At 69.3% G+C, this 25468-nt stretch carries 19 protein-coding genes; 8 read left to right on the top strand and 11 right to left on the bottom strand.

Features of this window, described 5'->3' with window-relative positions; all coding sequences use genetic code 11:
- Window positions 1-10 precede the first annotated feature (10 nt).
- From MTQ10_RS01740 to MTQ10_RS01730, 3 genes are all read right to left on the bottom strand, one after another.
- On the bottom strand, window positions 11-1726 hold the full coding sequence (locus MTQ10_RS01740; RefSeq protein ID WP_247461439.1) for a protein kinase family protein: 1716 nt from the start codon (window positions 1724-1726) through the stop codon (window positions 11-13).
- 136 nt (window positions 1727-1862) lie between these two features.
- Entirely contained in the window at window positions 1863-4148 is a 2286-nt protein-coding gene (gene murJ / locus MTQ10_RS01735; protein WP_247461437.1) for a murein biosynthesis integral membrane protein MurJ, read from the bottom strand.
- Window positions 4149-4192: 44 nt separating this feature from the next.
- Window positions 4193-6583, bottom strand: coding sequence for a DUF6049 family protein (locus tag MTQ10_RS01730; RefSeq protein WP_247461435.1), 2391 nt, complete (start codon window positions 6581-6583; stop codon window positions 4193-4195).
- A gap of 268 nt (window positions 6584-6851) precedes the next feature.
- On the opposite strand from MTQ10_RS01730, the gene MTQ10_RS01725 reads away from it, so the two are divergent.
- A complete protein-coding gene (locus MTQ10_RS01725) occupies window positions 6852-8294 on the top strand; it encodes a CCA tRNA nucleotidyltransferase (protein WP_247461433.1) in 1443 nt (480 codons plus the stop codon).
- 101 nt (window positions 8295-8395) lie between these two features.
- On the opposite strand, the gene MTQ10_RS31400 is transcribed toward MTQ10_RS01725, so the two are convergent.
- The 4 genes from MTQ10_RS31400 to MTQ10_RS01705 all read right to left on the bottom strand — a co-directional run bounded on the left by MTQ10_RS31400 (window position 8396) and on the right by MTQ10_RS01705 (window position 12160).
- Window positions 8396-8698, bottom strand: a complete 303-nt coding sequence (locus tag MTQ10_RS31400) for an LppU/SCO3897 family protein (RefSeq protein WP_308404527.1) — start codon at window positions 8696-8698, stop codon at window positions 8396-8398.
- Window positions 8699-9010: 312 nt separating this feature from the next.
- Window positions 9011-10273 carry an MFS transporter gene (locus tag MTQ10_RS01715; RefSeq protein WP_247461483.1) on the bottom strand — a complete coding sequence of 421 codons (1263 nt, stop codon included), beginning with the start codon at window positions 10271-10273 and terminating at the stop codon, window positions 9011-9013.
- 85 nt (window positions 10274-10358) lie between these two features.
- Window positions 10359-11441 (bottom strand): inositol-3-phosphate synthase, encoded by a 1083-nt coding sequence (locus MTQ10_RS01710; RefSeq protein ID WP_247461430.1) that lies wholly within the window; start codon window positions 11439-11441, stop codon window positions 10359-10361.
- A 44-nt stretch (window positions 11442-11485) separates the two neighbouring features.
- Entirely contained in the window at window positions 11486-12160 is a 675-nt protein-coding gene (locus MTQ10_RS01705; RefSeq protein WP_247461428.1) for a PadR family transcriptional regulator, read from the bottom strand.
- Between the two features lie 362 nt (window positions 12161-12522).
- On the opposite strand from MTQ10_RS01705, the gene MTQ10_RS01700 reads away from it, so the two are divergent.
- Together MTQ10_RS01700 and MTQ10_RS01695 are read left to right on the top strand one after the other, a co-directional pair.
- Window positions 12523-15168 carry a transglycosylase domain-containing protein gene (locus MTQ10_RS01700; protein WP_247461425.1) on the top strand — a complete coding sequence of 882 codons (2646 nt, stop codon included), beginning with the start codon at window positions 12523-12525 and terminating at the stop codon, window positions 15166-15168.
- Window positions 15169-15287: 119 nt separating this feature from the next.
- Window positions 15288-16814 (top strand): glycosyltransferase family 87 protein, encoded by a 1527-nt coding sequence (locus tag MTQ10_RS01695; protein ID WP_374117552.1) that lies wholly within the window; start codon window positions 15288-15290, stop codon window positions 16812-16814.
- Between the two features lie 110 nt (window positions 16815-16924).
- Here the strand turns inward: MTQ10_RS01695 and MTQ10_RS01690 are convergent, their stop codons facing one another.
- The 3 genes from MTQ10_RS01690 to MTQ10_RS01680 all read right to left on the bottom strand — a co-directional run bounded on the left by MTQ10_RS01690 (window position 16925) and on the right by MTQ10_RS01680 (window position 19861).
- A complete protein-coding gene (locus MTQ10_RS01690) occupies window positions 16925-17956 on the bottom strand; it encodes an alanine racemase (RefSeq protein ID WP_247461423.1) in 1032 nt (343 codons plus the stop codon).
- 58 nt (window positions 17957-18014) lie between these two features.
- Entirely contained in the window at window positions 18015-19133 is a 1119-nt protein-coding gene (femX, locus tag MTQ10_RS01685; protein WP_247461421.1) for a peptidoglycan bridge formation glycyltransferase FemX, read from the bottom strand.
- Between the two features lie 416 nt (window positions 19134-19549).
- A complete protein-coding gene (locus tag MTQ10_RS01680) occupies window positions 19550-19861 on the bottom strand; it encodes a hypothetical protein (RefSeq protein WP_247461420.1) in 312 nt (103 codons plus the stop codon).
- Between the two features lie 276 nt (window positions 19862-20137).
- Here MTQ10_RS01680 and rpsF point away from each other — a divergent pair, with 276 nt between their 5' ends.
- The 4 genes from rpsF to rplI all read left to right on the top strand — a co-directional run bounded on the left by rpsF (window position 20138) and on the right by rplI (window position 21864).
- Complete coding sequence (rpsF, locus tag MTQ10_RS01675) at window positions 20138-20428, top strand: 30S ribosomal protein S6 (protein WP_003956532.1); 291 nt, start codon at window positions 20138-20140, stop codon at window positions 20426-20428.
- A gap of 80 nt (window positions 20429-20508) precedes the next feature.
- Window positions 20509-21081, top strand: coding sequence for a single-stranded DNA-binding protein (locus MTQ10_RS01670; RefSeq protein ID WP_247461418.1), 573 nt, complete (start codon window positions 20509-20511; stop codon window positions 21079-21081).
- An 81-nt stretch (window positions 21082-21162) separates the two neighbouring features.
- Window positions 21163-21399 (top strand): 30S ribosomal protein S18, encoded by a 237-nt coding sequence (rpsR, locus tag MTQ10_RS01665; protein ID WP_003949403.1) that lies wholly within the window; start codon window positions 21163-21165, stop codon window positions 21397-21399.
- Between the two features lie 18 nt (window positions 21400-21417).
- A complete protein-coding gene (gene rplI, locus MTQ10_RS01660; RefSeq protein WP_247461417.1) occupies window positions 21418-21864 on the top strand; it encodes a 50S ribosomal protein L9 in 447 nt (148 codons plus the stop codon).
- 147 nt (window positions 21865-22011) lie between these two features.
- Here the strand turns inward: rplI and MTQ10_RS01655 are convergent, their stop codons facing one another.
- Window positions 22012-23349 (bottom strand): MATE family efflux transporter, encoded by a 1338-nt coding sequence (locus MTQ10_RS01655; protein ID WP_247461415.1) that lies wholly within the window; start codon window positions 23347-23349, stop codon window positions 22012-22014.
- A gap of 459 nt (window positions 23350-23808) precedes the next feature.
- Here MTQ10_RS01655 and dnaB point away from each other — a divergent pair, with 459 nt between their 5' ends.
- Window positions 23809-25284 (top strand): replicative DNA helicase, encoded by a 1476-nt coding sequence (dnaB, locus tag MTQ10_RS01650; protein WP_247461413.1) that lies wholly within the window; start codon window positions 23809-23811, stop codon window positions 25282-25284.
- The last annotated feature ends 184 nt before the right edge of the window (window positions 25285-25468 follow it).

Genomic DNA, 25468 nt, shown 5'->3' with positions numbered 1-25468 from the left:
CGGTGCCAGGTCAGCCCGTGAACTTCACGTCGGTGATGGCCTGCTTGTAGCCCGGGCCGCTGTAGTCGTCCTGAGGCGCCATGGGCACATCGGTGATCCACAGCAGCACGTACTGCGTCTTGAGCTTCTTCGACGCCTTCACCGTGACAGAGGTTCCGGTCGTGGTGGCGGTTCCGATCTCCTTCGCGGAGTCGACCGGTGCGACCGGCTGCAGGGCGTCCGTGGCGTACAGATGGACCGTCGTGTGGTCGCCCGGGTACCGGAGCCCTATCGACACCGACGCGACCTCCTGCGGCGAGCCGAGGTCGTAGACGATGCCCACGCCCGGCTTGTACGGCGCGAGCTTCGGCCCGTCAAGATACCGCCGGGTGCGCCAGAACGTGGAGCTGTCGCCGTCGTAGGTCTTGCCCACGTCGGCCGCGGCCTGTGCGGAACCCTCGGCCACGTACTCCTGCGCGTTCTGGATGGTGAGCGGCTTGGCGGGGCGGACCTTGTCGCCGTTGTCGTCGTTGCCGTCCGTGGTCTGCGTCTGGTTGGTGTCGTCGGAGCCGCCCCGGTCCAGCAGCGCGTCCGCGAGCTGCCAGCTCCCCAGCCCGAGCGCGGCGATCAGCAGCGCGGAGACAGCCCACTTCAGCGCCTTGCCGGTACGGCTCTGCAGCGGGGGAGGCGGCGTCGGTACCGGCTGGGTGACACCGGGGTGCGGCGCCTGCCGGCCGTAGGTGCCCTGCTGGTAGGTGGTGCGCTGGTAGTCCGGCGGCGGGGTGAACGCCGGCTCCGGCGGGCGGATGCGGGGCATCTCGCCGATGGCCTTCACCAGCTCTTCCGGCGTCGTGCAGGGTGCCTCGTGCCGGGAGGCGGTCGCGCCGTCGTTGGCGAGCGCGCGCATCGCCAGCTCCGACAGTCCGCGGTGCACGCCGGCGCGGACCTGGTCCGGCGGAATCAGACCGAGATCCTTGGGCAGACCGGACAGGCCGTAGGCGTCGTTCTCGTACGGCCAGCGCTGGGTGAGCGCCGCGTACAGCAGGGCGCCGATCGCCTCGGTGTCGGTGCGCTGGGGGCGGTCCGAGGTGATGCCGCGCAGCGCGGCGTTCACGGCGAGCCCGCGGATGCGCCACTGGCCGGTGGAGGTGCGCAGTACGGCGTTCGGGTTGAGCCGCAGATGGGACAGGCCCTCACGGTGGGCAGCGGCCATCGCGGCCGAGATCTGACTCACCATCTGATAGGCGTCGTGCGGTTCCAGCGGCCCGGCCGCCAGCAGCGCCGTCAGCTCGGTGGCGTCCGGCAGCCATTCGTGGACGACATAGACGAGGTCGTTCTCCTCGACCGCGTCCAGCACCTGTACGAACCGCGGGTCGCCCAGCAGAGCGGAGGAGCGTGCGGCGGCCAGCACGGAACGGGCCCGGGCGTGGTCGGCGGGCAGGACGTGGACGCCGACGGCGCGACGCAGCTTCTCGTCGACCGCACGCCAACTGCTGAACCCGTCCAGACGGGTGACGCACTCTTCGAGCCGGTAGCGTCTGGCGAGTTTGTGGCCGCTGTGCAGCTCGGGCGGTGAGGCCTTTCCGGGATCCTGCGTCCCGCCACTCCCCTGCGCCTCGTCGTTGTCCGTGTCCCGCTCCCGGTTCTTGGCCACCCCGTCGGCCGTGGACTGGTCCGCCTGTGCGGTCAGCGACTCGTCGCCGCTGTTGTCTGCCACGTCGACGGCAGCCGTACTCCGTTCCGCCACCGTCGTTCCTGCCTCCCCATCCCATGCGCGCCGTGCGACACCGAGCGCGCCGTCCGACGCCGATCCAATTGTGCCCACAGTCCGTCGCTCTGCACGACACGCGAGTGCGGTTGTTGGTTGTGCGCCTGCCCCTCTCTCAGCGTCCCAGTCGGCCCCGGACCATGCCGACGAGCGAGTTCAGTTCCTCGATCCGCATCCGTCGGGCGGCCACGAAGAACGTGCCGAGCAGCAGTGCGCCGCCGGCCAGCAGCGCCGCGAACGAGCCGGCGACGCCTTGGCCGACCGTCTGCCCGATGCCGTAGCAGGCGGCGCCGCTGAGGGCCGCGGCCGGGACGGAGGCGATGCACAGACGGAGGTACGTGCGCAGGACACGGGCGCCGTCCAGATCGCCGCCGAGCCGCTTGCGCAGACGGTTCCAGGCGACACCGACGCCGGTCGCGTAGGCCAGGCCGTAGGCGGCGGCCATGCCGACGACCGCCCAGCGGGACGGCAGCACGAAGTAGCACAGAGCGGAAGCGCCCGCGTTGACCGCGGCCACGATGACCGTGTTGTAGAAGGGGGTGCGAGTGTCTTCGTACGCATAGAACGCGCGGAGGACCACGTACTGGACCGAATAGGGGATCAGACCGAGACCGAAGGCCATCAGCATGTAGCCCATGTTGGTGGCCTCGCCGGTGCCGGAGTTGCCGAAGATCAGCGTGCACATCGGGATGCCGAGCGCGAGGAAGCCGAACGCGATCGGCACGATCGCGACGGCCGTGGTGCGCAGGCCCTGCGAGATGTCGTCCCGGACGGCGCCCGCGTCGCCCTCGGCGGCCGAGCGGGAGATCCGCGGCAGCAGCGCCGCCATCAGTGACACCGTGATGATGGCCTGCGGCAGACCCCAGATCAGCTGGGCGTTGGCGTACGCGGCGAAACCGGTGCCGTCCACGGGGGACGCCTTGCCGGCCGACGTGGACAGCTGGGAGACGACGAGCGCGCCGGCCTGGTTGGCCAGCACGAACAGGAACGTCCACTTGGCGAGCGTGACGGCCTTGCCCAGACCGTGGCCCTTCCAGTCGAACCGCAGCCGCAGCCGGAAGCCGGTCTCCCGCAGGTACGGGATCATCGCCAGGGCCTGCACGACGAGGCCGAGCAGCACACCGATACCGAGGAGGCGCTGGCCCTCCGGCGGGATACTGGTGACCTTCATGCCGGAGTCGGCGGCGGTGCCGTACACCCAGATGAACATGCCCAGCGTCACGATGATGACGATGTTGTTCAGGACCGGCGTCCACATCATCGCGCCGAACTTGCCGCGCGCGTTGAGGATCTGCCCCATCACGACGTGGATGCCCATGAAGAAGATGGACGGCAGGAAGTACTGGACGAACGTGACGCCGACGTCATGGGCGGCCGGGTCGCTGGCCACCGAGTCCGACAGCAGCCGGATCAGGATCGGCGCGGCGAAGACCGCGGCGACCGTCAGCAGCCCGAGGACCACCATCACCAGCGTGAGCAGCCGGTTGGCGTAGGCCTCGCCGCCGTCCTCGTCCTCCTTCATCGCGCGCACCAGCTGGGGCACGAACACGGAGTTCAGGCCGCCGCCGACGGTGAGGATGTAGATCATCGTCGGGAGCTGGTAGGCGACCTGGAAGGTGTCGCCGAGCAGGCCGACGCCGAGCGCGGAGACGATCAGCGCGGAGCGGACGAAGCCGGTGAGGCGGGAGACCATCGTGCCGGCCGCCATCACCGCGCTGGACTTCAGCAGGCTCGCGGCCCGCCCCGCCTTCTTCGGCGCGGGCGCGACCGGGGCGGCGGGCGCGGCATCGTCCGGTTCCGCCGCGTCCACCGTGCCGAGGTTCATGGTGCGGTCGTCCACGGGCGGCTGTACCGGGTGCCCCGGCGCCGTGCTGGGCCCGCCGGGGGCCGCCGCCGGGCCCGGGACCTGGGGGGTGTCCGGCACCGCGCGGGCCCCGGACTGCTGCTGGTCGCGGAACAGGTGCGCGAACGCGTCCTGCTCCTTCGGCTCCTCACCGGCCTGGGTGACCAGGTCGTCCACGCCCACGTACTGCGTGGTGCGCGGGTCGTCGCCGTACGGCAGGTACTGGGTGGGGCCGTCCGGCTCCGGCGCCGGGGGCTGCGCCCACACCTGCGGGTCGGGCGCGTGAGGGGACTGCGCGGGCTGCGCGTACAGCGCCTGCGGCGGGGGGTAGGTGCCCGGGGGCGGCGGAGGGTGCGCGGCACGGTCGTAGAGCGCCTCGGCGACCGGGTCCTGCGCGGAGAGGTCCTGCGCCCGGTAGGGGTCCTGGTCGAAGGCGTCCTGGATGTACATGTCCGCGGGGTGCTGCGGCGGCACCTGGCCGTGCTCGGGCGGCGGGCCCTCGGGGTAGCCCGAGCTGCCCGCGGCCTGGCCGCGGTCACCGTCGTACGGCGCGTTCATGGTTACCCCACCTCATCGTCCCGGGCCGTCCGGCCACGACATCCTCAACGGTCCACTCTCTCACCCGTCCCGGACGGGTCGGCGCTTTCCGCTGCGGTGTCAGGCGCCGGGTCACTCGGCTGCACGTCGCCTGTCCCGGCGGCCGAGCCGGACTCCTCCTCGGGACGATCCCCGGGCTCCTCACGGTTCCCCGGGGCGTCCGCGGGCTCGCGCTCCGCACGCTCCCCCGGGTCCTCGCTCTCGGCCTCACGGGCGGCCGCGCGCTTGCGCTGGGTGTACATGCGGAAACCGGCGAGGACGAGCAGCAGCACACCGCCGCCGATGACCAGCATGACCGCGGCCGTGATCTCGGTGACCTTCACATCGAACGTGACGCGGTCACCGTAGGGCCGGCCGTCCGCCGTGTACAGCTGTGCGACGACCGTGGTCTGACCGTTGACGTTGGCGGACGTGGTGAACTTCACCGTCTGGCTGTGCCCGCCGGAGACCGCGATCCGCTGCTCCTGCCAGGTGTCCCCGCCGATCTTCAGACGGGTGGAGTTGGTCGAGGTGAGCCGCAGGACCAGATGGTCCACGCCCTGCACCAGATTGTTCTGCACGGTCACCGGGATGGTGGCGGTGCGCCCGGACAGTTTCGTGTCGGACTTCGGGATCAGCCCGACCTGCCCGGAGAGCGTCCCGAGATGCGACTCGACGTCCTGTCGGAACGCGTCGGCCTCGGTGGCCCGGCCCCGCCACGACGTGGACATCGCGCGGTTCATGGCCCGCCCGAAGGGCGTCACGACCCGCGACTCGTCGGTGAGGATCTGCTGGAAGTCCTGCAACTTGCGCTGCGTCGTCGCGATCTGCTCGAACGCCGAGCGGGGCAGCTGCTGCTTGCGCAGCGCGGAACGGTAGGCCGAGCCGGAGGGCACCTTGCGGGTGGCTTCCGGATCCGGCTTCGCCTTGGCCGCCGCGGTCAGCCCCTGCGTCTGCGACCAGCCGCCGCCGGCCAGCGCGGTCAGCGCCATGGCCATGGCCTGGGCCTGCGCGGGCTCCGGCATGCGCTGCGGGGCGACGACGATGCTGCGCTGCTTGTTCGTCTGCAGGTTGAGCGCGAGGCTCTGCGCCAGGAACTTCTGCACCGCCAGCGTCGCCGCGGACGCCGACGTCAGATCGCCCTGGAACGCCGTGGACAGCCGGGCGTCCGCGACGACGGCCGTGGTGCCCCCGCCGATGGGCCGGGCCGCCGACGGCGTGTACGACAGTCCGCCCGTCTCCTTCAGGCTGTCGCTGCGGGCGATCACCTTGTCGGCGCCCGCGGACGTGGCGACCTTGACGATGGAGGGGTCCACGGCGCCGTCCACGGGCCAGGCGAAGTCGGTGCTCGGCGTCACGTGCAGCACCGTCTTCACCGTGACGGCGGCGACATCGGTGGCCGCCTTCAGCTCGCTGAGCGAGCCGGTGACGCTCGTACCGTTGTGGGCGAGCGAGGCCAGGTCCGGGTCGGCGAACGGCAGCGCGACGACCTCCTTGCCGGCCACCGCCTGCTGTAGCTGGGCGAGCCACCGCTTGGCGACCGCCTGGTGCGTGCCCGGTACGGCCTCGCCGTCGTCGCGCACCTTGTAGCTGCGTGTCATCGCGTCGACCGAGGCCAGCAGGTCCGGGTCGATGACCCAGGTGACGTCGAGGTCGCGGCCCTTCGTCACCATCTCGTCCAGCCGGCCGCCGGGGGAGATCTCCTTGGCGAGGTCGTCGTCGAGGAAGACCGGCGTCTGCTGCTCGCCGGGTCCTGTTTCGGCGGTCATGTGGACCGTGGAGATCAGCGGCCACAGGACGGTGGTCTTCGTCCTGGTCTTAGAGTCCTCGGGATGCCAGGGCAGGAAGGTCCGCTGGATGCCGAGCACCTGCTGCCACTGCTGCGCGGATGTCTGGCCGGACAGCGACACGGCGAGCTGGTACACACCGCCGTCCCCGAGATCCAGCTCGTCGGCCGGTACGGAGATGCTGAAGGGCTGCGCCACCCCGGGATCGAGCTTGTCGATCTCCGTGACGTACTTGCCGCCGACCTCCGCGCCGTCGAGCCCGGGGGCGTAGCCGGTGCGTTCGGAGGCAGAGTCGATCTCCGAGCGGGTGGTCAGCTCAGGACCGACCCGCACGCCCACATGGGCGTCGGTGATCGCCCGCTTCCCCTTGTTGGTGACCGTGCCGGAGACGGTGAGAGTGTCGCCCTCCCCGAGGACGCTCGGGGTGAGCGAGTTCACGGCCACCGACACCGTGCGCGAGCCGCTGGGCGCCTGCGGGGCCTGCTGCGCCGTGGCCCCGGCCGGTGACGCGGCGGGCAGCTGGAGCACCCCGGCGAGCAGGGGGAGTCCGGCCAGCAGCGCTCCGGTACGCCGGAGCCACCGGCGGGCAGGTGAGGGACTCGTCCCCTGGAAGTCTGCCGCCTCGGCCACGCCCTCGCCCGTCCCTCGTCGTCGTCAGTGGTCGTCGGAATGTGCGTCCACGCATGGTAACGATGCGCGCTGAGCGGAAGTGCCGCGGACCGTGCCACAAGATCGCGCATCGTGGCGCGGCCGGTCCTGTATGTGCCTCTATGAAGTGGAGTGACGACCTGCACGGCCCTGCCACCGCCCCGACCGGTCCCGGCGCGCGAGCGGGGGTGGCCACGGGCCCCTTGTATGAGGAAGCCCACCCCGGCCGGGGCACGTACCCTCTTCTGTTGTGCCGAACGCCAATGAAGACACTCCTACTGCCCTGAGCCAGGCGCAGCAGCGCGCGGTGAGCGAACTGCTGCGGGTCGCGCCTGTCGCCGACGATCTCGCCCGCCGCTTCCAGCAGGCCGGTTTCTCGCTCGCCCTCGTCGGCGGCTCGGTCCGTGACGCGCTGCTCGGCCGGCTCGGCAACGACCTGGACTTCACCACGGACGCCCGCCCCGAGGACGTCCTGAAGATCGTGCGGCCCTGGGCGGACGCCGTCTGGGAGGTCGGGATCGCCTTCGGCACGGTCGGGGCGCAGAAGCAGGGCTACCAGATCGAGATCACCACCTATCGGTCGGAGGCCTACGACCGCACCTCGCGCAAGCCGGAGGTGTCCTACGGTGACTCCATCGAGGAAGACCTCGTCCGCCGCGACTTCACCGTCAACGCGATGGCCGTGGCTCTGCCCGAGAAGGAGTTCGTCGACCCGCACGGGGGCCTCGACGACCTCGCGGCGCGGGTGCTGCGTACGCCGGGCACTCCGGAGGAGTCCTTCTCCGACGACCCGTTGCGGATGATGCGTGCGGCGCGCTTCGCCGCCCAGCTCGACTTCGAGGTCGCTCCCGAGGTCGTCACCGCGATGACGGAGATGGCCGACCGGATCGAGATCGTCTCGGCGGAGCGGCTCAGGGACGAGCTGAACAAGCTGATCCTGTCCGAGCACCCCCGCAAGGGCCTGACCCTGCTGGTCGACACCGGTCTCGCCGAGCGGGTGCTGCCCGAGCTGCCCGCGCTGCGGCTGGAGAGCGACGAGCACCACCGCCACAAGGACGTCTACGAGCACACGCTGATCGTGCTGGAGCAGGCGATCGCGCTGGAGGAGAACGGTCCGGACCTCACCCTGCGTCTGGCGGCCCTGCTGCACGACGTCGGCAAGCCCCGCACCCGGCGCTTCGAGAAGGACGGCCGTGTCTCCTTCCACCACCATGAGGTGGTCGGCGCAAAGATGACCAAGAAGCGCATGACCGCGCTGAAGTACTCCAACGAACTGGTCAAGGATGTCTCCCGCCTCGTCGAGCTGCACCTGCGTTTCCACGGCTACGGCACCGGCGAGTGGACCGACTCCGCCGTCCGCCGGTACGTCCGTGACGCCGGCCCTCTCCTCGACCGGCTGCACAAGCTGACCCGCTCCGACTGCACCACCCGCAACAAGCGCAAGGCCGCCGCCCTCTCCCGTGCCTACGACGGCCTGGAGGAGCGCATCGCCCAGCTCCAGGAACAGGAGGAGCTGGACGCCATCCGTCCGGACCTCGACGGCAACCAGATCATGGAGATCCTGGGTATCCGTCCGGGCCCCCAGGTCGGCCAGGCGTACAAGCACATGCTGGAACTGCGCCTGGAGCACGGCCCGATGGAGCACGACGAAGCCGTGGCCGCCCTGAAGAAGTGGTGGGCCGAGCAGAACTGATCTGCGGAACGGGGCCATGTTTCACGTGAAACATGGCCCCGGACACGACCGAGGGGCGGTGTTTCACGTGAAACACCGCCCCTCGGCTGATGAGCGACGTCCTACTTGACTTCGGACATGCAGAGGACGACATCGTGGCCGCCGCCCGTCTGCCAGTAGGCGATCGGCGCCGACGGGTCGGTGCACTTGTTGATGTCGCTCGTGAAGTCGTGCTTCTGGACGACCTTGTACTGCGCCTCGGAGGACGAGCAGTCGACCTCTTCCAGGTCGGGCTTGGAGTTGGTGCCGTTGTTGTGCATGCAGGCGCCCACCGACGTCGTCTCGGCGTCGTCCCGGCTCATGAACCAGGTGATGCCGAAGACGCCACCGAACTTCACGAGGGCGATGATGACAGCGACGAGCACACCACCGACGATCTTCAGGGCCTTCTTGCCCCCACGCCGCGCCGGAGGGGCCGGCGGGATCGGGGCGCCCTGGGCCGGGAACGGGGCGTACGGGGCACCCTGCGGGGGAACTCCCGGCTGACCGGGCTGCTGTCCCACGGGCGGGGGAGGCGTCTGGGCGTAAGGGTTCTGGCCGTGGGGCGGCGGAGTGGTCACTTCTGGGGTCCCCCTAGAACGTGGATGCGCATCGCGCGAAATAAGACCCACGTAAGTTACTGGGTCCCTGCTGCCACTTTGCTCTCCCGTCGCAACTCTGTGGCCCTGATGTGACACTCACTGAGGATCAAATCGGGCCAAAGTCAAGGCAATCGCTCCGTAGACCACGGCGACCGCGACGACGAGCGCGACCGACCGACCGTCAGGCGGCAGCATCAGGGCGGCCACCGCGGCGGCGCCGACGAAGGCGACATTGAACAGCACGTCGTAGACGGAGAAGATCCGGCCCCGGAAGGCGTCGTCCACAGACGCCTGGACGACCGTGTCGGTGGCGATCTTCGCGCCCTGGGTGATGAACCCCAGCACGAAGGCCGCCACGAGCCCCGGCAGCCGGGCGAAGCTCAGACCCAGGGCGGGTTCCAGCGCCGCCGCGACGGCAGAGCACACGACGATCCAGCGCACCGGCCCGAGTCGGCTCGCCGCCACCGGCGTCACCACGGCGGCGGCGAAGAACCCGGCGCCCGAGACGCCCACCGCGAGACCCAGCAGCGCCAGTCCCTCGTCCGTGTCGGACGACCAGGCGTACCGGCACAGCATCAGCACGAGCACGGTCAGCGCGCCGTAGCAGAACCGCATCAGCGTCATCGCGCCCAGCGCCCGGGCGGCCTCCCGCCGCGCCGGTGCCGCGAGATGCAGGACACCGCCGGCCAGACCACGGGCGGTGCCGCGCACCGCGTCCGACAGCCGAGGCCGTACCAGCGCCAGGTCGGGGCCGAGCAGCCCGGGAGCCATCCGCAGGGAGGCCAGCAGGGCGCACAGGTACAGGACGGCCGCCAGCAGCACCACGGCCGTGTCCGAGTCGGAGATCACCAAGCGGACGACGAAGGCGAGGCCGCCGCCCGCCACCGCGGCGAGGGTGCCCGCGGTCGGCGACAGCGAGTTGGCCATGACGAGCCGCTCGGCGTCGACGACCCGGGGCAGCGCGGCGGACAGGCCGGCCAGCACGAACCGGTTGACGGCGGTGACGCACAGGGCGGAGACGTAGAGAAGCCAGTCGGGCACCTGGGCGGTGACCAGTGCGGCGGTCACCGCCGCCAGCAGGGCGCGCAGCAGATTGCCGTACACGAGGACCTGCCGGCGCCGCCAGCGGTCCAGCAGCACCCCGGCGAAGGGCCCGACCAGCGAGTACGGCAGCAGCAGGACCGCCATCGCGGAGGCGATCGCGGCCGGTGACGTCTGCTTCTCCGGGGAGAACACGACGTAGGTCGCGAGGCCGACCTGGTAGACGCCGTCGGCGCCCTGGGAGAGCAGCCGTACCAGGAGCAGCCGCCGGAAGTCGCGGAAGCGGAGCAGGACGCGAAGATCGCGGACGACGGCCATGCGGGACAGCCTCACATACGGGAAGGTCCCCGGGGCGGCAACCCCGGGGACCTTCTCAGCCCTGGCAGGAGCGTTCAGCGCGCGGTCAGCGCTCGACCTCGCCGCGGATGAACTTCTCGACGTTCTCGCGGGCCTCGTCGTCGAAGTACTGCACCGGCGGGGACTTCATGAAGTAGGAGGACGCCGACAGGATCGGACCACCGATGCCGCGGTCCTTGGCGATCTTCGCGGCGCGCAGGGCGTCGATGATGACACCCGCGGAGTTCGGGGAGTCCCACACCTCGAGCTTGTACTCCAGGTTCAGCGGGACGTCGCCGAACGCGCGGCCCTCCAGGCGGACGTAGGCCCACTTGCGGTCGTCGAGCCAGGCGACGTAGTCGGACGGGCCGATGTGGACGTTCTTCTCGCCGAGGTCCCGGTCGGGGATCTGGGAGGTGACGGCCTGCGTCTTGGAGATCTTCTTGGACTCCAGACGCTCGCGCTCGAGCATGTTCTTGAAGTCCATGTTGCCGCCGACGTTCAGCTGCATCGTGCGGTCGAGGATGACACCGCGGTCCTCGAACAGCTTCGCCATGACGCGGTGGGTGATGGTGGCGCCGACCTGCGACTTGATGTCGTCACCGACGATCGGTACGCCCGCCTCGGTGAACTTGTCCGCCCACTCCTTGGTGCCGGCGATGAAGACCGGAAGGGCGTTGACGAAGGCGACCTTGGCGTCGATGGCGCACTGGGCGTAGAACTTCGCCGCGTCCTCGGAACCCACGGGCAGGTAGCAGACGAGCACGTCGACCTGCTTGTCCTTCAGGACCTGGACGACGTCGACGGGCTCCTCGGCGGACTCCTCGATGGTGGCGCGGTAGTACTTGCCGAGGCCGTCGAGGGTGTGGCCGCGCTGGACCGTCACACCGGTGGTGGGGACGTCGCAGATCTTGATGGTGTTGTTCTCGGAGGCGCCGATCGCGTCCGCGAGGTCGAGGCCGACCTTCTTGGCGTCCACGTCGAAGGCGGCGACGAACTCGACGTCCTTGACGTGGTAGTCGCCGAACTGGACGTGCATCAGGCCCGGCACCTTGGACGCCGGGTCGGCGTCCTTGTAGTACTCGACTCCCTGTACCAGCGACGCGGCGCAGTTGCCCACGCCGACGATGGCTACGCGAACCGAACCCATTCCGGTTGCTCCCTGTGTGTACGAGTGAGGCCCTGAGTGGGCGCTCACGTGGCGGTGTCGTCGGGCGTATCCGGCCGGGGCTCGTCCCCGGACCGGGGCAGGACGCCCGTCGCTCCAGTTGTGTTCTGCTGAGCGGGCCCCCCGGGGGCGGAACCCTTCAGGTCCCGGCCGGCCCGCTCGCTCTCGATGAGCTCGTTCAGCCAGCGCACTTCGCGCTCCACGGACTCCATCCCGTGGCGCTGGAGCTCGAGTGTGTAGTCGTCGAGGCGCTCACGCGTGCGTGCCAGTGAGGCGCGCATCTTCTCCAGCCGCTCCTCCAGCCGACTGCGACGGCCCTCCAGCACACGCATCCGGACGTCCCGCGAGGTCTGTCCGAAGAAGGCGAAGCGGGCGGCGAAGGACTCGTCCTCGTACGCGTCGGGTCCCGTCTGGGACAGGAGCTCCTCGAAGTGCTCCTTACCTTCCGCTGTCAACCGGTACACGATCTTCGCACGCCGCCCCGCGAGCGGAGCGGTGGCTTCGGGGCCGGTGCCCTGTTCCTCGATCAACCAGCCGTTGGCGACCAGCGTCTTGAGGCAGGGATACAGCGTCCCGTAGCTGAACGCGCGGAACACGCCCAGTGACGTATTGAGTCGTTTGCGCAGCTCATAGCCGTGCATCGGAGATTCGCGGAGCAGGCCGAGCACGGCGAACTCAAGGATTCCGGAACGCCGGCTCATGGTCGCCTCCTCTCGTCTCGCTCACACTTATCTCGCGCTGATGTATCGACTCGATACATCACGACGATAGAACGGCCTTCCGGGCGCGACAAGAGGGAGACCGGTGAACGGGATCACATCACCGATTCGTCGGTGGCAACTTGCCTGATTTGGGGTGAACTTCGCTGCTCGGCGGGTTTTGACGGTGCGTAGTCTGTGCGCCATGCACACCACCGGGAACCGAGTGACACACGAGGACGTCCTCGCCCTCGGTGCAGTACGGGTGAATGCGGAACCAGCCGTATCCGTACTTCGGGGGGACCGGAAACCAGCCGCCGTTTCCAGGCGCGCAAGGGTGCGCCTGCCCGAGGAGTAATCGTTCGATGAGCGAGCACCGTCGCAAACCGCCGCAGCCGCAGGGAGGCGGACGTGCCGCGGCCCGGCGTGGCCAGTCCGGTTCGTCCTCCGGCCGCCGTGCGGCACCGCGAGGCGCCACCGGGTCCCCCTCCGGCTCGTACGGAGCGGACCCCTACCGGCAGGGAGGCGAGGAGCGGCCCTACGGCGGCCGCGCCGAGGCTCGACGCGCGGCACAGAGAAGCGGGGGCCGCCGCAGGGCGGCCGAACCGGGCCGGCGGGGCGGACCGCCGGCGGGACGGGGCCGCGGGGCCACCGCGCCGGGCCGTAAGCGACTCATCGACTACCCGCGTGCCGACAAGTACGGCTGGCGCCGCTGGGTGCCGTCCTGGAAGCTGGTCACCGGCCTCTTCGTCGGTTTCGTCGGGAGCCTGATCGCCGTCGCCGGCGTCGGCTACGCATGGGTGGACATCCCGAAGCCGCAGAACACCGCGCTGGCCCAGAACAATGTCTTCCTCTGGTCCGACGGCACGCAGATGGCGGCGACCGGCGGGCAGACCAACCGCCAGATCGTGTCCGACGCGCAGATCCCGAAGGACATCAAGAACGCGGTGGTCGCGGCCGAGAACGCCTCGTTCTACCGGGACAAGGGCGTCGACCCCATGGGCATCGCCCGCGCCGTGGTCAACATGGCACGCGGCGGTGAGACGCAGGGTGGTTCGACCATCACCCAGCAGTACGTCAAGAACACGTTCCTCAGCCAGGAGCAGACGCTCTCCCGCAAGTTCAAGGAACTGTTCATCTCCATAAAGGTCAACCAGAAGCTCTCCAAGGACGACATCCTCGCGGGCTATCTGAACACCGCCTACTTCGGCCGCAACGCCTACGGCATCCAGGCCGCCGCGCAGGCCTACTTCGGTGTGGACGCCCAGAACCTGTCGACCGAGCAGTGCGTCTTCCTCGCCGCGGTCCTCAAGGGCCCGAACTTCTACAACCCGGACGGCGGTGTCGGTTCCGCCGCCACCCCGGAGGCGAACACCAAGCGGGCCAAGGAGCGCTGGAGCTGGATCCTCGACCGCATGGTCGAGGTGGACCGCATGACCCCGGAGAAGCGGGCGAAGATCACCACGTTCCCGAAACTCAAGGTCAAGCAGTCGCCCCTCACCGGACAGACCGGTTACCTCGTCGACATCGCCAAGGAGTACGCGGCCAAGAAGCTGGGGCTGACCGCCGACGAACTCGACCGCGGCGGCTACACGATCAAGACCACCTTCGACCGCAAGAAGGTCCAGGAACTCGAAGCGGCCGTCAAGAAGACGCAGAAGAGCTTCCTCGATCTCAAGAAGCGCCCTGAGCAGGACAAATACGTCCAGTTCGGTGCGGCGTCCGTCGACCCGAAGACGGGTGCGATCGTCGCGATCTACGGCGGTGACGGCTACGACAAGGGCCACTACACCAACAACGCCAACACCACGGGTGTCCCGGTCGGCTCGACCTGGAAGCCGATCGTGCTGGCCTCGGCCATGCAGTACGGCACCTACCAGACTGGCGGCGAACCGCTGTCGCCCATGGCCCGGTACAACGGCAACGACCTGGTGGTGATCAAGAACCAGCAGGGCGACCCGATCATGGGCAACGACGGCAAGCCCTTCCGGCAGAAGAACGAGGACCCCACGGCATGGGGCATGGTCACGCTCAAGAAGGCCATGGAACGCTCGATCAACACGCCGTTCGCCCAGCTCGGCATCGACGTCGGGCTGAGCAAGACGCGCAAGACGGCCGAGTCGCTCGGCATCCTGGAGGAGTCCTTCGACAAGGGCAACCTCAACAACGTGTCGTTCTCGCTCGGTACCTCCACGCCCAGCGCGATCCGCATGGCCGATGCCTACGCCACGTTCGCGAACGAGGGCGAGCACTTCGAGCCGTACTCCGTCATCGAGGTCAAGAAGAACGGAGTGCTGCTGGACGGCTTCGAGAAGCCGAAGGGTTCCCAGGCGCTGGAAGCCAACATCGCCAACAACATCACCGACGTCCTGGAGAACGTGGTCCAGCACGGTACGGGTACCAGGGTCAAGGACATCGGTTTCCCGGTGGCCGGCAAGACCGGTACGACCGACAAGAACAAGTCGGCGTGGTTCGTCGGCTACACGCGGGAGCTGTCGACCGCGGTCACCCTGTTCCGAACGGACCCCGCCAAGGGCGAGCTGCTCTCCATGAACGGCGTCGGCGGTGTCCCCTCCATCCACGGTGGTGACATCCCGGCGCAGATCTGGAAGGACTACATGTCCGAGGCCGAGAAGAGCTTCGGCGAGCCGGAGCCCTTCCCGGAGGCCGAGCCCATCGGCAAGATCATCAACCCCTCCCCGAGCCCGACCCCGACTCCGAGCACCACGGAGACGGAGGAGGAAGAGGAGACGCCGTCGCCGGACCCGACGCCGAGCCGGACCCAGCCGGAGCCCGAGCCCACGTCCAGCGATACGTGCAAGCCCTGGGACTTCCGGTGCAAGAACGGGTCGACGGACGGCGGCAACGACTCCGGCGGCACGGACGACGGCGGTACCGACGGCGGAGTGACCACCTCGCCGACCCCGACCTCGTCCGACGGCACCAACAGAGGCAGCACCAACGGCAACGGCAACGGCAGCGGAGGCTTCTTCGGAGGCTCGACCGGCTAGGCCGACCCAGTGGCCGGGCCGCCCGTGATGGGTGTTTCACGTGAAACAAGAGCCGCCGCACCGGACCCGGTGCGGCGGCTCTCGGCGTATTCATGGCCCTGTACGGCAGGATGTGCCCCATGCCCAGTGCAGAATCGACGCCGACGCGCGTGCACGAGTCCGACACGGTGCAGCCCACCAAGGACGACGCGGTGGCCGCGGCCGGCAGTGAGCTGATCGGCGGCCCTCTCGGGCGGTACGCCCTGACCGGGACGTCCTGGTGGACGCCGGTGCGGATCGTCGCTCTCGTGGCGATCGGGGTGTTCGCTCTCGGGCTGGTGCAGAAGGCGCCCTGCTACAACGGCGCCTGGTTCTTCGGCGCCAGCTCCCAGTACACCCACGCCTGCTACTCGGACATCCCGCACCTGTACCAGGGGCGTGGCTTCGCCGACGGCCTGGTGCCGTACTTCGACAAGCTGCCCGGCGACATGGACTACCTCGAATACCCGGTGCTCACCGGTGTGTTCATGGAGGTGGCCTCCTGGCTGACCCCCGACGGCGGCAGCATCCAGCACCAGGAGAAGTGGTACTGGATGACCAACGCCGGGATGCTGATGGCGTGCGCGGCCGTCATCGCCGTCTGCGTCGCCCGTACGCACGCCCGGCGCCCCTGGGACGGTCTGCTGGTCGCCCTGGCGCCCGCCTTCGCCCTCACCGCCACCATCAACTGGGACCTGCTCGCCGTCGCTCTGACGGCCGCGGCGATGCTGATGTGGTCCCGGGGCCGCTCGCTCGCGTTCGGCGTCCTGCTGGGCCTGGCCACGGCCGCCAAGCTCTATCCCGTCTTCCTGCTCGGCCCGCTGCTCCTGCTGTGCTGGCGCGCCGGGAAATGGCGCGACTACGGCAATGCGGTGGGCGGCGCCGTCGTCGCATGGCTCGTGGTGAACCTGCCGGTGATGCTGTTCGCCTTCGAGGGCTGGTCGAAGTTCTACCGCTTCAGCCAAGAGCGAGGCGTCGACTTCGGCTCCTTCTGGCTGATCCTCGCCCAGAACTCCGATGACCCGCTCACCACGGACACGGTCAACACGCTCGCCACGGTGCTGATGCTGCTGTGCTGCGTGGGCATCGCCGCGCTGACGTTCACCGCGCCGCGCCGGCCGCGCTTCGCCCAGCTCGCGTTCCTGATCGTGGCGGCGTTCATCCTCACCAACAAGGTCTACTCGCCGCAGTACGTGCTGTGGCTGGTGCCGCTGGCCACGCTGGCCCGGCCCAAGTGGCGGGACTTCCTGATCTGGCAGGCCTGCGAGGTGACGTACTTCCTCGGCATCTGGATGTACCTCGCGTACACGACCAGCGGTGACGCCCACAAAGGGCTGCCGACCGACGGCTACCACTGGGCGATCGGCGTGCATCTGGTGGGCACGCTGTACCTGTGCGCGGTGGTGGTCCGCGACATCGTCATGCCGGAACGGGACGTGGTGCGCCGGGCCGGGGACGACGACCCCTCCGGCGGCGTCCTCGACGGTGCCGAGGACCGGTTCGTGCTCGGTGCCGCGGCCCATCCGCCGCGGCACGCGGCCCACGCGGAGGGGCCTCAGGTGGAGTGGGGCGAACAGAACCCGGCGATGCTGCCGGACGGAGGCCCGTCGAGCGGTCGTTCACTCTGAGCGAACGGGGCCCGAGGCCCGTCGAGACGAGCGCGGCCAGAGGACCCACCGACGCAGGAAGGCCGTACCCGGGACACCCCGGGTACGGCCTTCCTGCTGTCCTCGTCGGCTCAGCGGTCCACGAGACGGTCGAACTGCGTGGTCGTGTGCCGCAGATGGGCCACCAGCTCGTCGCCGACCCTCGGCTCCTCGCTGTCGGCCGGCACGAACAGGATCGACACCTGCATGTGCGGCGGCTCCGCGAACCAGCGCTGCTTGCCCGCCCAGACGAACGGCGAAAGATTCCGGTTCACGGTCGCGAGACCGGCCCGTGCGACGCCCTTGGCGCGCGGCATGACGCCGTGCAGGGCCTTCGGGGCCTCCAGGCCCACCCCGTGCGACGTACCGCCCGCCACGACCACCAGGAAGCCGTCGGAGGCCGCCTTCTGCTGCCGGTAGCCGAACCGGTCGCCCTTGGAGACCCGGGTGACGTCCAGGACGGCACCCCGGTACTCCGTCGCCTCGTGGTCGCCGAGCCACAGCCGCGTACCGATCCGCGCGCGGAACCGGGTCTGCGGGAACTGCCGCTGGAGCCGGTGCAGCTCCTCGGCCTTCAGATGGCTGACGAACATCGTGTGCAGCGGCAGCCGGGCGGCCCGCAGCCGGTCCATCCAGCCGATGACCTCCTCCACCGCGTCCGAGCCGTCCGTCCGGTCCAGCGGCAGATGGATGGCGAAGCCCTCCAGGCGCACGTTCTCTATGGCGGCGTGCAGCTGCGGCAGGTCCTGCTCGCTGATGCCGTGCCGCTTCATCGACGACATCACCTCGACGACCACACGGGCGCCGACCAGGCCGTACACGCCGTCGACGGACGACACCGAGCGCACCACGCGGTCCGGCAGCGGCACGGGCTCCTCGCCCCGCCGGTACGGCGTCAGCACCAGCAGATCACCGCTGAAGAAGTCCTTGATCCGCGCGGCCTCGTACGTCGTGCCGACGGCGAGCAGGTCCGCACCCAGCCGCGTGGCCTCCTCGGCCAGCCGCTCGTGCCCGAAACCGTAGCCGTTGCCCTTGCAGACCGGGACCAGCCCGGGGAACTGCTCCTGCACGTGCTTGTGGTGCGCCCGCCAGCGCGCGGTGTCGACGTAGAGCGTGAGCGCCATGGCCGGACCTGGAACCTTTCTGGTCTTAGCGGTCTAGGAAGGGGAGGGAGCCTGAGGTTCAGCGACGCGACATGTAGATGTCGAGCGCCTTGTGCAGCAGCTTGTTCAGCGGGAAGTCCCATTCGCCGAGATACTCGGCCGCCTGCCCGCCGGTGCCGACCTTGAACTGGATCAGACCGAAGAGGTGGTCGGTCTCGTCCAGCGAGTCGGAGATGCCGCGCAGGTCGTAGACGGACGCGCCGAGCGCGTACGCGTCGCGCAGCATCGTCCACTGCATGGCGTTCGACGGACGGACCTCACGGCCGATGTTGTCGGAGGCGCCGTAGGAGTACCAGACGTGGCCGCCGACGATCAGCATCGTCGCCGCCGAGAGGTTCACGCCGTTGTGCCGCGCGAAGTACAGCCGCATGCGGTTGGGGTCCTCGGTGTTGAGGGCCGTCCACATGCGCTGGAAGTACGACAGCGGCCGGGGCCGGAAGTGGTCGCGCACGGCCGTGATCTCGTACAGCCGCTGCCACTCCTCGAGATCGTGGTAGCCGCCCTGCACGACCTCCACGCCCGCCTTCTCGGCCTTCTTGATGTTGCGCCGCCACAGCTGGTTGAAGTTCTTGTGGACCTCTTCCAGGGAGCGGTTGGCCAGCGGCACCTGGAACACGTACCGCGGCTGGACGTCGCCGAAGCCGGCGCCGCCGTCCTCGCCCTGCTGCCAGCCCATACGGCGCAGCTTGTCCGCCACCTCGAAGGCGCGCGGCTCGATGAAGTCGGCCTCCAGGTCGCGCAGACGCTTCACGTCCTGGTCCTGGATGCCCTTCTTGATGGTGTCGGCGTTCCACCGGCGGATGATCACCGGCGGGCCCATCTTCACCGAGAACGCGCCCTGCTGCTTCAGGTGCGCCAGCATCGGCTCGATCCACTCCTGGAGGTTGGGCGCGAACCAGTTGATGACCGGGCCCTCGGGCAGATAGGCGAGATAGCGCTTGATCTTGGGCAGCTGCCGGTACAGGACCAGGCCCACGCCGACGAGCTGGCCGGTCTTGTCGAACCAGCCGAGGTTCTCCGAACGCCACTCGGCCTTCACGTCCGCCCACGCCGGGACCTGCATGTGACTCGCCGCCGGCAGGCTCTGGATGAAGGCCAGATGCTGCTCACGGCTGATGGTCCTCAGGGTCAGACTCATGTCGGGGCGCTCCTCGGGCTGGTGTGTCCCCATGGGTCAGGGGCTCCGGCTCTCGCGCCGAAGCCTACTGCGCCCTGTGCGCGCCCCGACTGGGCGGACGGGACCTTCTCGCCCGGTCGCCGGGCGGCCGGGCGGGTTCCGACGGGGCCGGGGGACGTCATGGAGGGCTCCCGCGGGTCCCCGGGGACGCTCTCGCGGTCTCGCATGGGGAACGCGGTGACGTCCCTCCGGGTTCCCGGGGAGCCGTGTGCCGTCGCCCCGGTGGGCGGGGAGAGGCAGATACCACCGTCGGGTCAGCGCCCGTCGGGCCTGCGCCGCGCTGGGTCGGCCCGGGCCGGGTCGGTCCTGGCCGGTTCAGAACACCCCGCTGGGTCTGCATCCCGCTGCGTCGGGCCCGGCCTGGTCGGCCCCGTCGTTCAGACCACCCCGCCGAAGAGCCCGCCGTGCGCCATGCCCAGGAAGAAGCCGACCGCCGAGGCACCGAGGCCCAGGATCAGTCCGAAGCGTTCGCGGGTCGTCTCCGAGACCCACTGGCCGTACAGGCCGGTGAGGATGCCCACCAGGCCGGCCCACGAGCTGAGCAGGTGCAGGTTGTGGAACTGCGCGGTGACGAAGGACGTGATGCCCAGCACCAGGGTGACCGCGAGCAGGGCGTCCTGGAGGGGATGGGGCTTTCCGTCCGTGGCGAAGAGGCCTCCGGCGGTGTTGGGTCGCAATGCCTGTGCCATAGGGCACCTCCTGCGGAAGGCGGCGCATCGTAGCGCCATACACACCCGATGTGTACAGATTGACGGCCTTGGGGGCCGGATTTCAACCGGAAGCGGGTGTGCGGGTACTCTGTACCGTCTGCACCGGTGTCTGCCCAGGCCGCGGAGGGGGATCCCGTCGGGAATCCCCGTGGAGCCCCCCGATTGTCAGTGGTGGCCGATACCGTTGCGCACGCATCACAACCCTCCTGCCACGGAACGACCGTGGCCGCTGAGTCCAAAGGAGGTGGGTTCCACATGCGTCACTACGAGGTGATGGTCATCCTCGACCCCGATCTTGAGGAGCGCGCTGTCGCCCCCCTGATCGAGAACTTCCTCTCCGTCGTCCGCGAGGGCAACGGCAAGGTGGAGAAGGTCGACACCTGGGGCCGTCGTCGTCTCGCGTACGAGATCAAGAAGAAGCCCGAGGGCATCTACTCGGTCATCGACCTGCAGGCCGAGCCTGCGGTCGTCAAGGAGCTCGACCGCCAGATGAACCTGAACGAGTCGGTCCTCCGGACCAAGGTCCTCCGTCCCGAGACCCACTGAGCCTTCCGCTCAGCTGATCCCGGGTCTCGAGAAGCAAGCACCACCAGCAGCCAGCAGCAAACCCGCCGAGAGGTTCCCCCATGGCAGGCGAGACCGTCATCACGGTCATCGGCAATCTTGTCGACGACCCCGAGCTGCGCTTCACCCCCTCCGGTGCGGCGGTCGCGAAGTTCCGTGTCGCGTCCACTCCCCGCACCTTCGACCGCCAGACCAACGAGTGGAAGGACGGCGAGAGCCTCTTTCTGACCTGCTCGGTCTGGCGCCAGGCGGCTGAGAACGTCGCCGAGTCGCTCCAGCGAGGCATGCGCGTCATCGTGCAGGGCCGGCTGAAGCAGCGGTCCTACGAGGACCGGGAGGGCGTCAAGCGCACGGTCTTCGAGCTGGACGTCGAGGAAGTCGGTCCCAGCCTGCGCAACGCCACGGCCAAGGTCACCAAGACCACCGGCCGCGGCGGACAGGGCGGCTACGGCGGTGGCGGCGGCCAGCAGGGCGGCGGCTGGGGCGGCGGCCCCGGCGGTGCCCCGCAGGGCGGCGGCGCTCCCGCGGACGACCCCTGGGCGACCGGCGCTCCCGCCGGTGGCAACCAGGGCGGCGGCTGGGGCGGCGGCTCCGGCAGCGGTGGCGGCGGCTTCTCGGACGAGCCCCCCTTCTAGGCCCACCGGCCCGGTGCTCCGGGCCCGGGGAGGCCGAAGGCGGGTCGTATCCCAACTTCTTGATCACACAGGAGAAACACCATGGCGAAGCCGCCTGTGCGCAAGCCGAAGAAGAAGGTCTGCGCTTTCTGCAAGGACAAGGTCACGTACGTGGACTACAAGGACACGAACATGCTGCGGAAGTTCATTTCCGACCGCGGCAAGATCCGTGCCCGCCGCGTGACCGGCAACTGCACGCAGCACCAGCGTGACGTCGCCACGGCCGTCAAGAACAGCCGTGAGATGGCGCTGCTGCCCTACACGTCCACCGCGCGCTAAGGGAAGGGTGACCGACTCATGAAGATCATCCTCACCCACGAGGTCTCCGGCCTCGGCGCCGCGGGCGACGTCGTCGACGTCAAGGACGGCTACGCTCGCAACTACCTGATCCCGCGGAAGTTCGCGATCCGCTGGACCAAGGGTGGCGAGAAGGACGTCGAGCAGATCCGTCGTGCTCGCAAGATCCACGAGATCCAGACCATCGAGCAGGCCAACCAGGTCAAGGCCCAGCTCGAGGGTGTGAAGGTCCGTCTGGCCGTCCGCTCCGGCGACGCCGGTCGTCTCTTCGGTTCCGTCACCCCGGCCGACATCGCGTCCGCGATCAAGGCCGCCGGCGGTCCCGAGGTCGACAAGCGCCGCATCGAGCTGGCCGCGCCGATCAAGACCCTGGGCGCCCACGAGACGTCCGTGCGTCTGCACCCCGAGGTGGCTGCCAAGGTCAACATCGAGGTCGTCGCGGCCTGATCGTCGCGTGATCGCCGCGCTCGCCCGACGAGCACGGTGAAGGGGGCCGCATCCGTGAGGGTGCGGCCCCCTTCCACGTCTGTAGCGCCTTGTGCTTCTGCGGGCCTTGTGTGTCCTGGGGCGGCCGGGGTGTTTCACGTGAAACGGTCAGCGCGTCGCCCCGGTCACCAGCCAGCGGCCGGAGCGGCTGCGCAGCCACAGCGTCACCATCCGCACGATCATCATCAGTGTCATGGCCACCCACAGCGCCGTCAGTCCGCCGCCCAGCGTCGGGACGAGCAGGGCGGCCGGGGTGAAGACGGCGAGCGTGACCAGCATCGCCCAGGCGAGATACGGCCCGTCGCCGGCGCCCATCAGGACGCCGTCCAGGACGAACACGACCCCGGCGACCGGCTGGCAGAGCGCGACGATGATCAGGGCGGGCAGGGCGGCGTCCTTCACCGCGGGGTCACCGGTGAACAGGGGCAGGAACAGCGGCCGGGTCAGGACGACGAGGACGCCCAGGGCGACGCCGACGGCGATGCCCCACTCGACCATGCGGCGGCAGGCGTCACGGGCGCCCTGTGCGTCACCGGCGCCCAGATACCGGCCGATGATCGCCTGTCCCGCGATGGCGATGGCGTCGAGGGCGAAGGCCAGCAGGCTCCACAGCGACAGGACGATCTGGTGGCCCGCGATATCGGCGTCGCCGAGGCGGGCGGCGACGGCCGTGGCGATCATCAGGATCGCCCGCAGGGAGAGCGTACGGACCAGCAGGGGTACGCCGGCCTGTGCGGAGGCGCGGATCCCGGCGGCGTCGGGCCGCAGCGACGCACCGTGCCGACGGGCACCGCGGACGACAACGGTGAGATAGACGGCGGCCATGCCGCACTGGGCGATGACCGTGCCCCAGGCCGAGCCCGCGATGCCGAGGCCGGCGCCGTAGACGAGGCCGGCGTTGAGCGCGGCGTTGGCGATGAAGCCGCCGACCGCCACATAGAGCGGCGTCCTGGTGTCCTGGAGGCCGCGCAGCACGCCGGTTGCCGCGAGGACGACGAGCATGGCGGGGATGCCGAGCGAGGAGATCCGCAGATACGTCGTGGCGTACGGCGCGGCCGTGGAGGAGGCGCCGAAGAGGTCCACGAGTCCGGGTGCGGTGGTCAGGGTCACGGCGATCACGGCGGCGCCGAGGAGCAGGGCGAGCCAGATGCCGTCCATGCCCTGGCGGATCGCGGCGGGGAGATCGCCGGCGCCGACGCGGCGGGCGACGGCGGCCGTGGTGGCGTACGCGAGGAAGACGAAGACGCTGACGGCGGTCGTGAGCAGGGCGGAGGCAATCCCGAGCCCGGCGAGCTGGGCGGTGCCGAGATGGCCGACGATCGCACTGTCGGCCAGGACGAACAGCGGCTCGGCGACGAGCGCTCCGAAGGCCGGGACGGCCAGCGCGACGATCTCGCGGTCGTGCTGTCGCCGGGCGGCCTGCCGGGTCGCGGGAGCCTGTGTCATGGCCACCAATCTAATCGTCCACAGGTAAGTGATGCAATTGCTGAGTGACCCTTACTTCGCCTCTGTGTGCGTGTCGTTGTGCACACCGCTCGAACTGATCTTGGGCCGACTGGGCAACATTTTCTTCTGCACAGCCGGTGGATCGTGAAAGTGCAGGTCAGGTGGTGTTCGGCAAGGACGGCGCGAGCTTGTTCACAGCGCTGTCCACCGGCTCGTGCACAGGTTTGGCGGAGTTCTCCACAGCATCGGGGCCGTCGTCCACATGCCCTGTGGATAACCAGATTGGCTGACGGTGCCCACAGGCCTACCGTTGTCCGGCGCCCGCTCCGTGCGCCGGTCTTCAAAACGTCGCAAAACCGGCGCGGCCGAACCGGAGTTGGGCCTCTCATTTGTCAGTGCCGTGCCGTAGAAATAAGGGGCGTGGCGAGGTCCGCTCGGCGGACGGGAGGAGGTGGCTCGGTGAGCATTTCCGAGCCCTTGGACGACCCGTGGGCCGACAGCGGTCCCAGTGATCGTCTACCCGCCTCCCGTCGGCGCGGCGACGGCGGGAGGGGCCGCGACGAGCAGCACGACCGCGGCCGGGAAGGCGGCTGGGACGACGGGGGCTCCGCATTCGAGCGGGTGCCGCCGCAGGACCTGGAGGCCGAGCAGTCCGTCCTCGGCGGCATGCTGCTGTCCAAGGACGCGATCGCCGACGTGGTCGAGATCCTCAAGGGCCACGACTTCTACAAGCCCGCCCACGAGACGATCTTCCAGGCGATCCTCGATGTCTACGCCAAGGGCGAGCCGGCCGACCCCATCACCATCGCCGCCGAGCTGACCAAGCGCGGCGAGATCAACAAGGTGGGCGGCGCCGCCTATCTGCACACACTCGTCCAGACCGTGCCCACGGCCGCGAACGCCGAGTACTACGCGGAGATCGTGCACGAGCGCGCCGTACTGCGGCGGCTGGTCGAAGCGGGCACCCGCATCACTCAGATGGGATACGCCGCCGACGACGACGTTGACGAGATCGTCAACCGCGCCCAAGCGGAGATCTTCGCCGTCACCGAGCAGCGCACCAGCGAGGACTATCTGCCGCTCGGCGACATCATGGAGGGCGCTCTCGACGAGATCGAGGCCATCGGCTCGCGCAGCGGGGAGATGACCGGTGTCCCCACCGGGTTCACCGACTTCGACTCCCTCACCAACGGCCTGCACCCCGGCCAGATGATCGTCATCGCCGCCCGTCCCGCGATGGGCAAGTCCACGCTCGCGCTGGACTTCGCGCGGGCCGCGGCGATCAAGCACAACCTCCCCAGCGTGATCTTCTCGCTCGAAATGGGCCGCAACGAGATCGCGATGCGTCTGCTGTCCGCGGAGGCCCGCGTCGCCCTGCACCACATGCGCTCGGGCACCATGACCGACGATGACTGGACGCGGCTGGCCCGCCGGATGCCGGACGTCTCCGCCGCACCGCTCTACATCGACGACTCCCCGAACCTGTCGATGATGGAGATCCGCGCCAAGTGCCGCCGTCTGAAGCAGCGCAACGACCTGCGGCTCGTCGTCATCGACTATCTCCAGCTGATGCAGTCCGGCGGCTCCAAGCGCGCCGAGAGCCGCCAGCAGGAGGTCTCGGACATGTCCCGTAACCTCAAGCTGCTCGCCAAGGAGCTGGAGATCCCGGTCATCGCGCTCTCCCAGCTCAACCGTGGCCCCGAGCAGCGCACGGACAAGAAGCCGATGGTCTCGGACCTGCGAGAGTCCGGCTCCATCGAGCAGGACGCCGACATGGTCATCCTCCTGCACCGCGAGGACGCCTACGAGAAGGAGTCCCCCCGCGCCGGCGAGGCCGACCTCATCGTCGCCAAGCACCGCAACGGCCCGACGGCCACCATCACCGTCGCCTTCCAGGGCCACTACTCCCGCTTCGTGGACATGGCCCAGACCTGACGGAAGCGGTGTAGGGTCTCAAAATTCGCGGCACAATCTCAGCCCCGATGGCACATCTGAAGTTTCCCCGTGATCTTGGACACTCGTTCGTTATGCCGCGAGGGCGTGTTGATGTCGCTGTCTGGTCTCGGCCGGTGTGAGGTAGCCGAAGATCTTGTGCTTGCGCAGGCGACGGCGGTTGTAG

Origin of the sequence: Streptomyces sp. XM83C, assembly GCF_023072675.1 — a bacterium.
In the GTDB taxonomy this organism is placed as follows: domain Bacteria; phylum Actinomycetota; class Actinomycetes; order Streptomycetales; family Streptomycetaceae; genus Streptomyces; species Streptomyces thermocoprophilus.
Note: the sequence above shows the minus strand (reverse complement) of the source record. Positions and strands in the feature narration are given on the sequence as shown.

Bases quoted from the DNA above. Each gene is read 5' to 3' on its own strand.
- murJ (WP_247461437.1), bottom strand. From the start codon at position 4,148: ATGAACGCGCCGTACGACGGTGACCGCGGCCAGGCCGCGGGCAGCTCG.
- MTQ10_RS01715 (WP_247461483.1), bottom strand. From the start codon at position 10,273: ATGGCCGTCGTCCGCGATCTTCGCGTCCTGCTCCGCTTCCGCGACTTC.
- MTQ10_RS01710 (WP_247461430.1), bottom strand. From the start codon at position 11,441: ATGGGTTCGGTTCGCGTAGCCATCGTCGGCGTGGGCAACTGCGCCGCG.
- MTQ10_RS01705 (WP_247461428.1), bottom strand. From the start codon at position 12,160: ATGAGCCGGCGTTCCGGAATCCTTGAGTTCGCCGTGCTCGGCCTGCTC.
- MTQ10_RS01700 (WP_247461425.1), top strand. From the start codon at position 12,523: ATGAGCGAGCACCGTCGCAAACCGCCGCAGCCGCAGGGAGGCGGACGT.
- MTQ10_RS01695 (WP_374117552.1), top strand. From the start codon at position 15,288: ATGCCCAGTGCAGAATCGACGCCGACGCGCGTGCACGAGTCCGACACG.
- MTQ10_RS01690 (WP_247461423.1), bottom strand. From the start codon at position 17,956: ATGGCGCTCACGCTCTACGTCGACACCGCGCGCTGGCGGGCGCACCAC.
- femX (WP_247461421.1), bottom strand. From the start codon at position 19,133: ATGAGTCTGACCCTGAGGACCATCAGCCGTGAGCAGCATCTGGCCTTC.
- MTQ10_RS01680 (WP_247461420.1), bottom strand. From the start codon at position 19,861: ATGGCACAGGCATTGCGACCCAACACCGCCGGAGGCCTCTTCGCCACG.
- rpsF (WP_003956532.1), top strand. From the start codon at position 20,138: ATGCGTCACTACGAGGTGATGGTCATCCTCGACCCCGATCTTGAGGAG.
- MTQ10_RS01670 (WP_247461418.1), top strand. From the start codon at position 20,509: ATGGCAGGCGAGACCGTCATCACGGTCATCGGCAATCTTGTCGACGAC.
- rpsR (WP_003949403.1), top strand. From the start codon at position 21,163: ATGGCGAAGCCGCCTGTGCGCAAGCCGAAGAAGAAGGTCTGCGCTTTC.
- rplI (WP_247461417.1), top strand. From the start codon at position 21,418: ATGAAGATCATCCTCACCCACGAGGTCTCCGGCCTCGGCGCCGCGGGC.
- MTQ10_RS01655 (WP_247461415.1), bottom strand. From the start codon at position 23,349: ATGACACAGGCTCCCGCGACCCGGCAGGCCGCCCGGCGACAGCACGAC.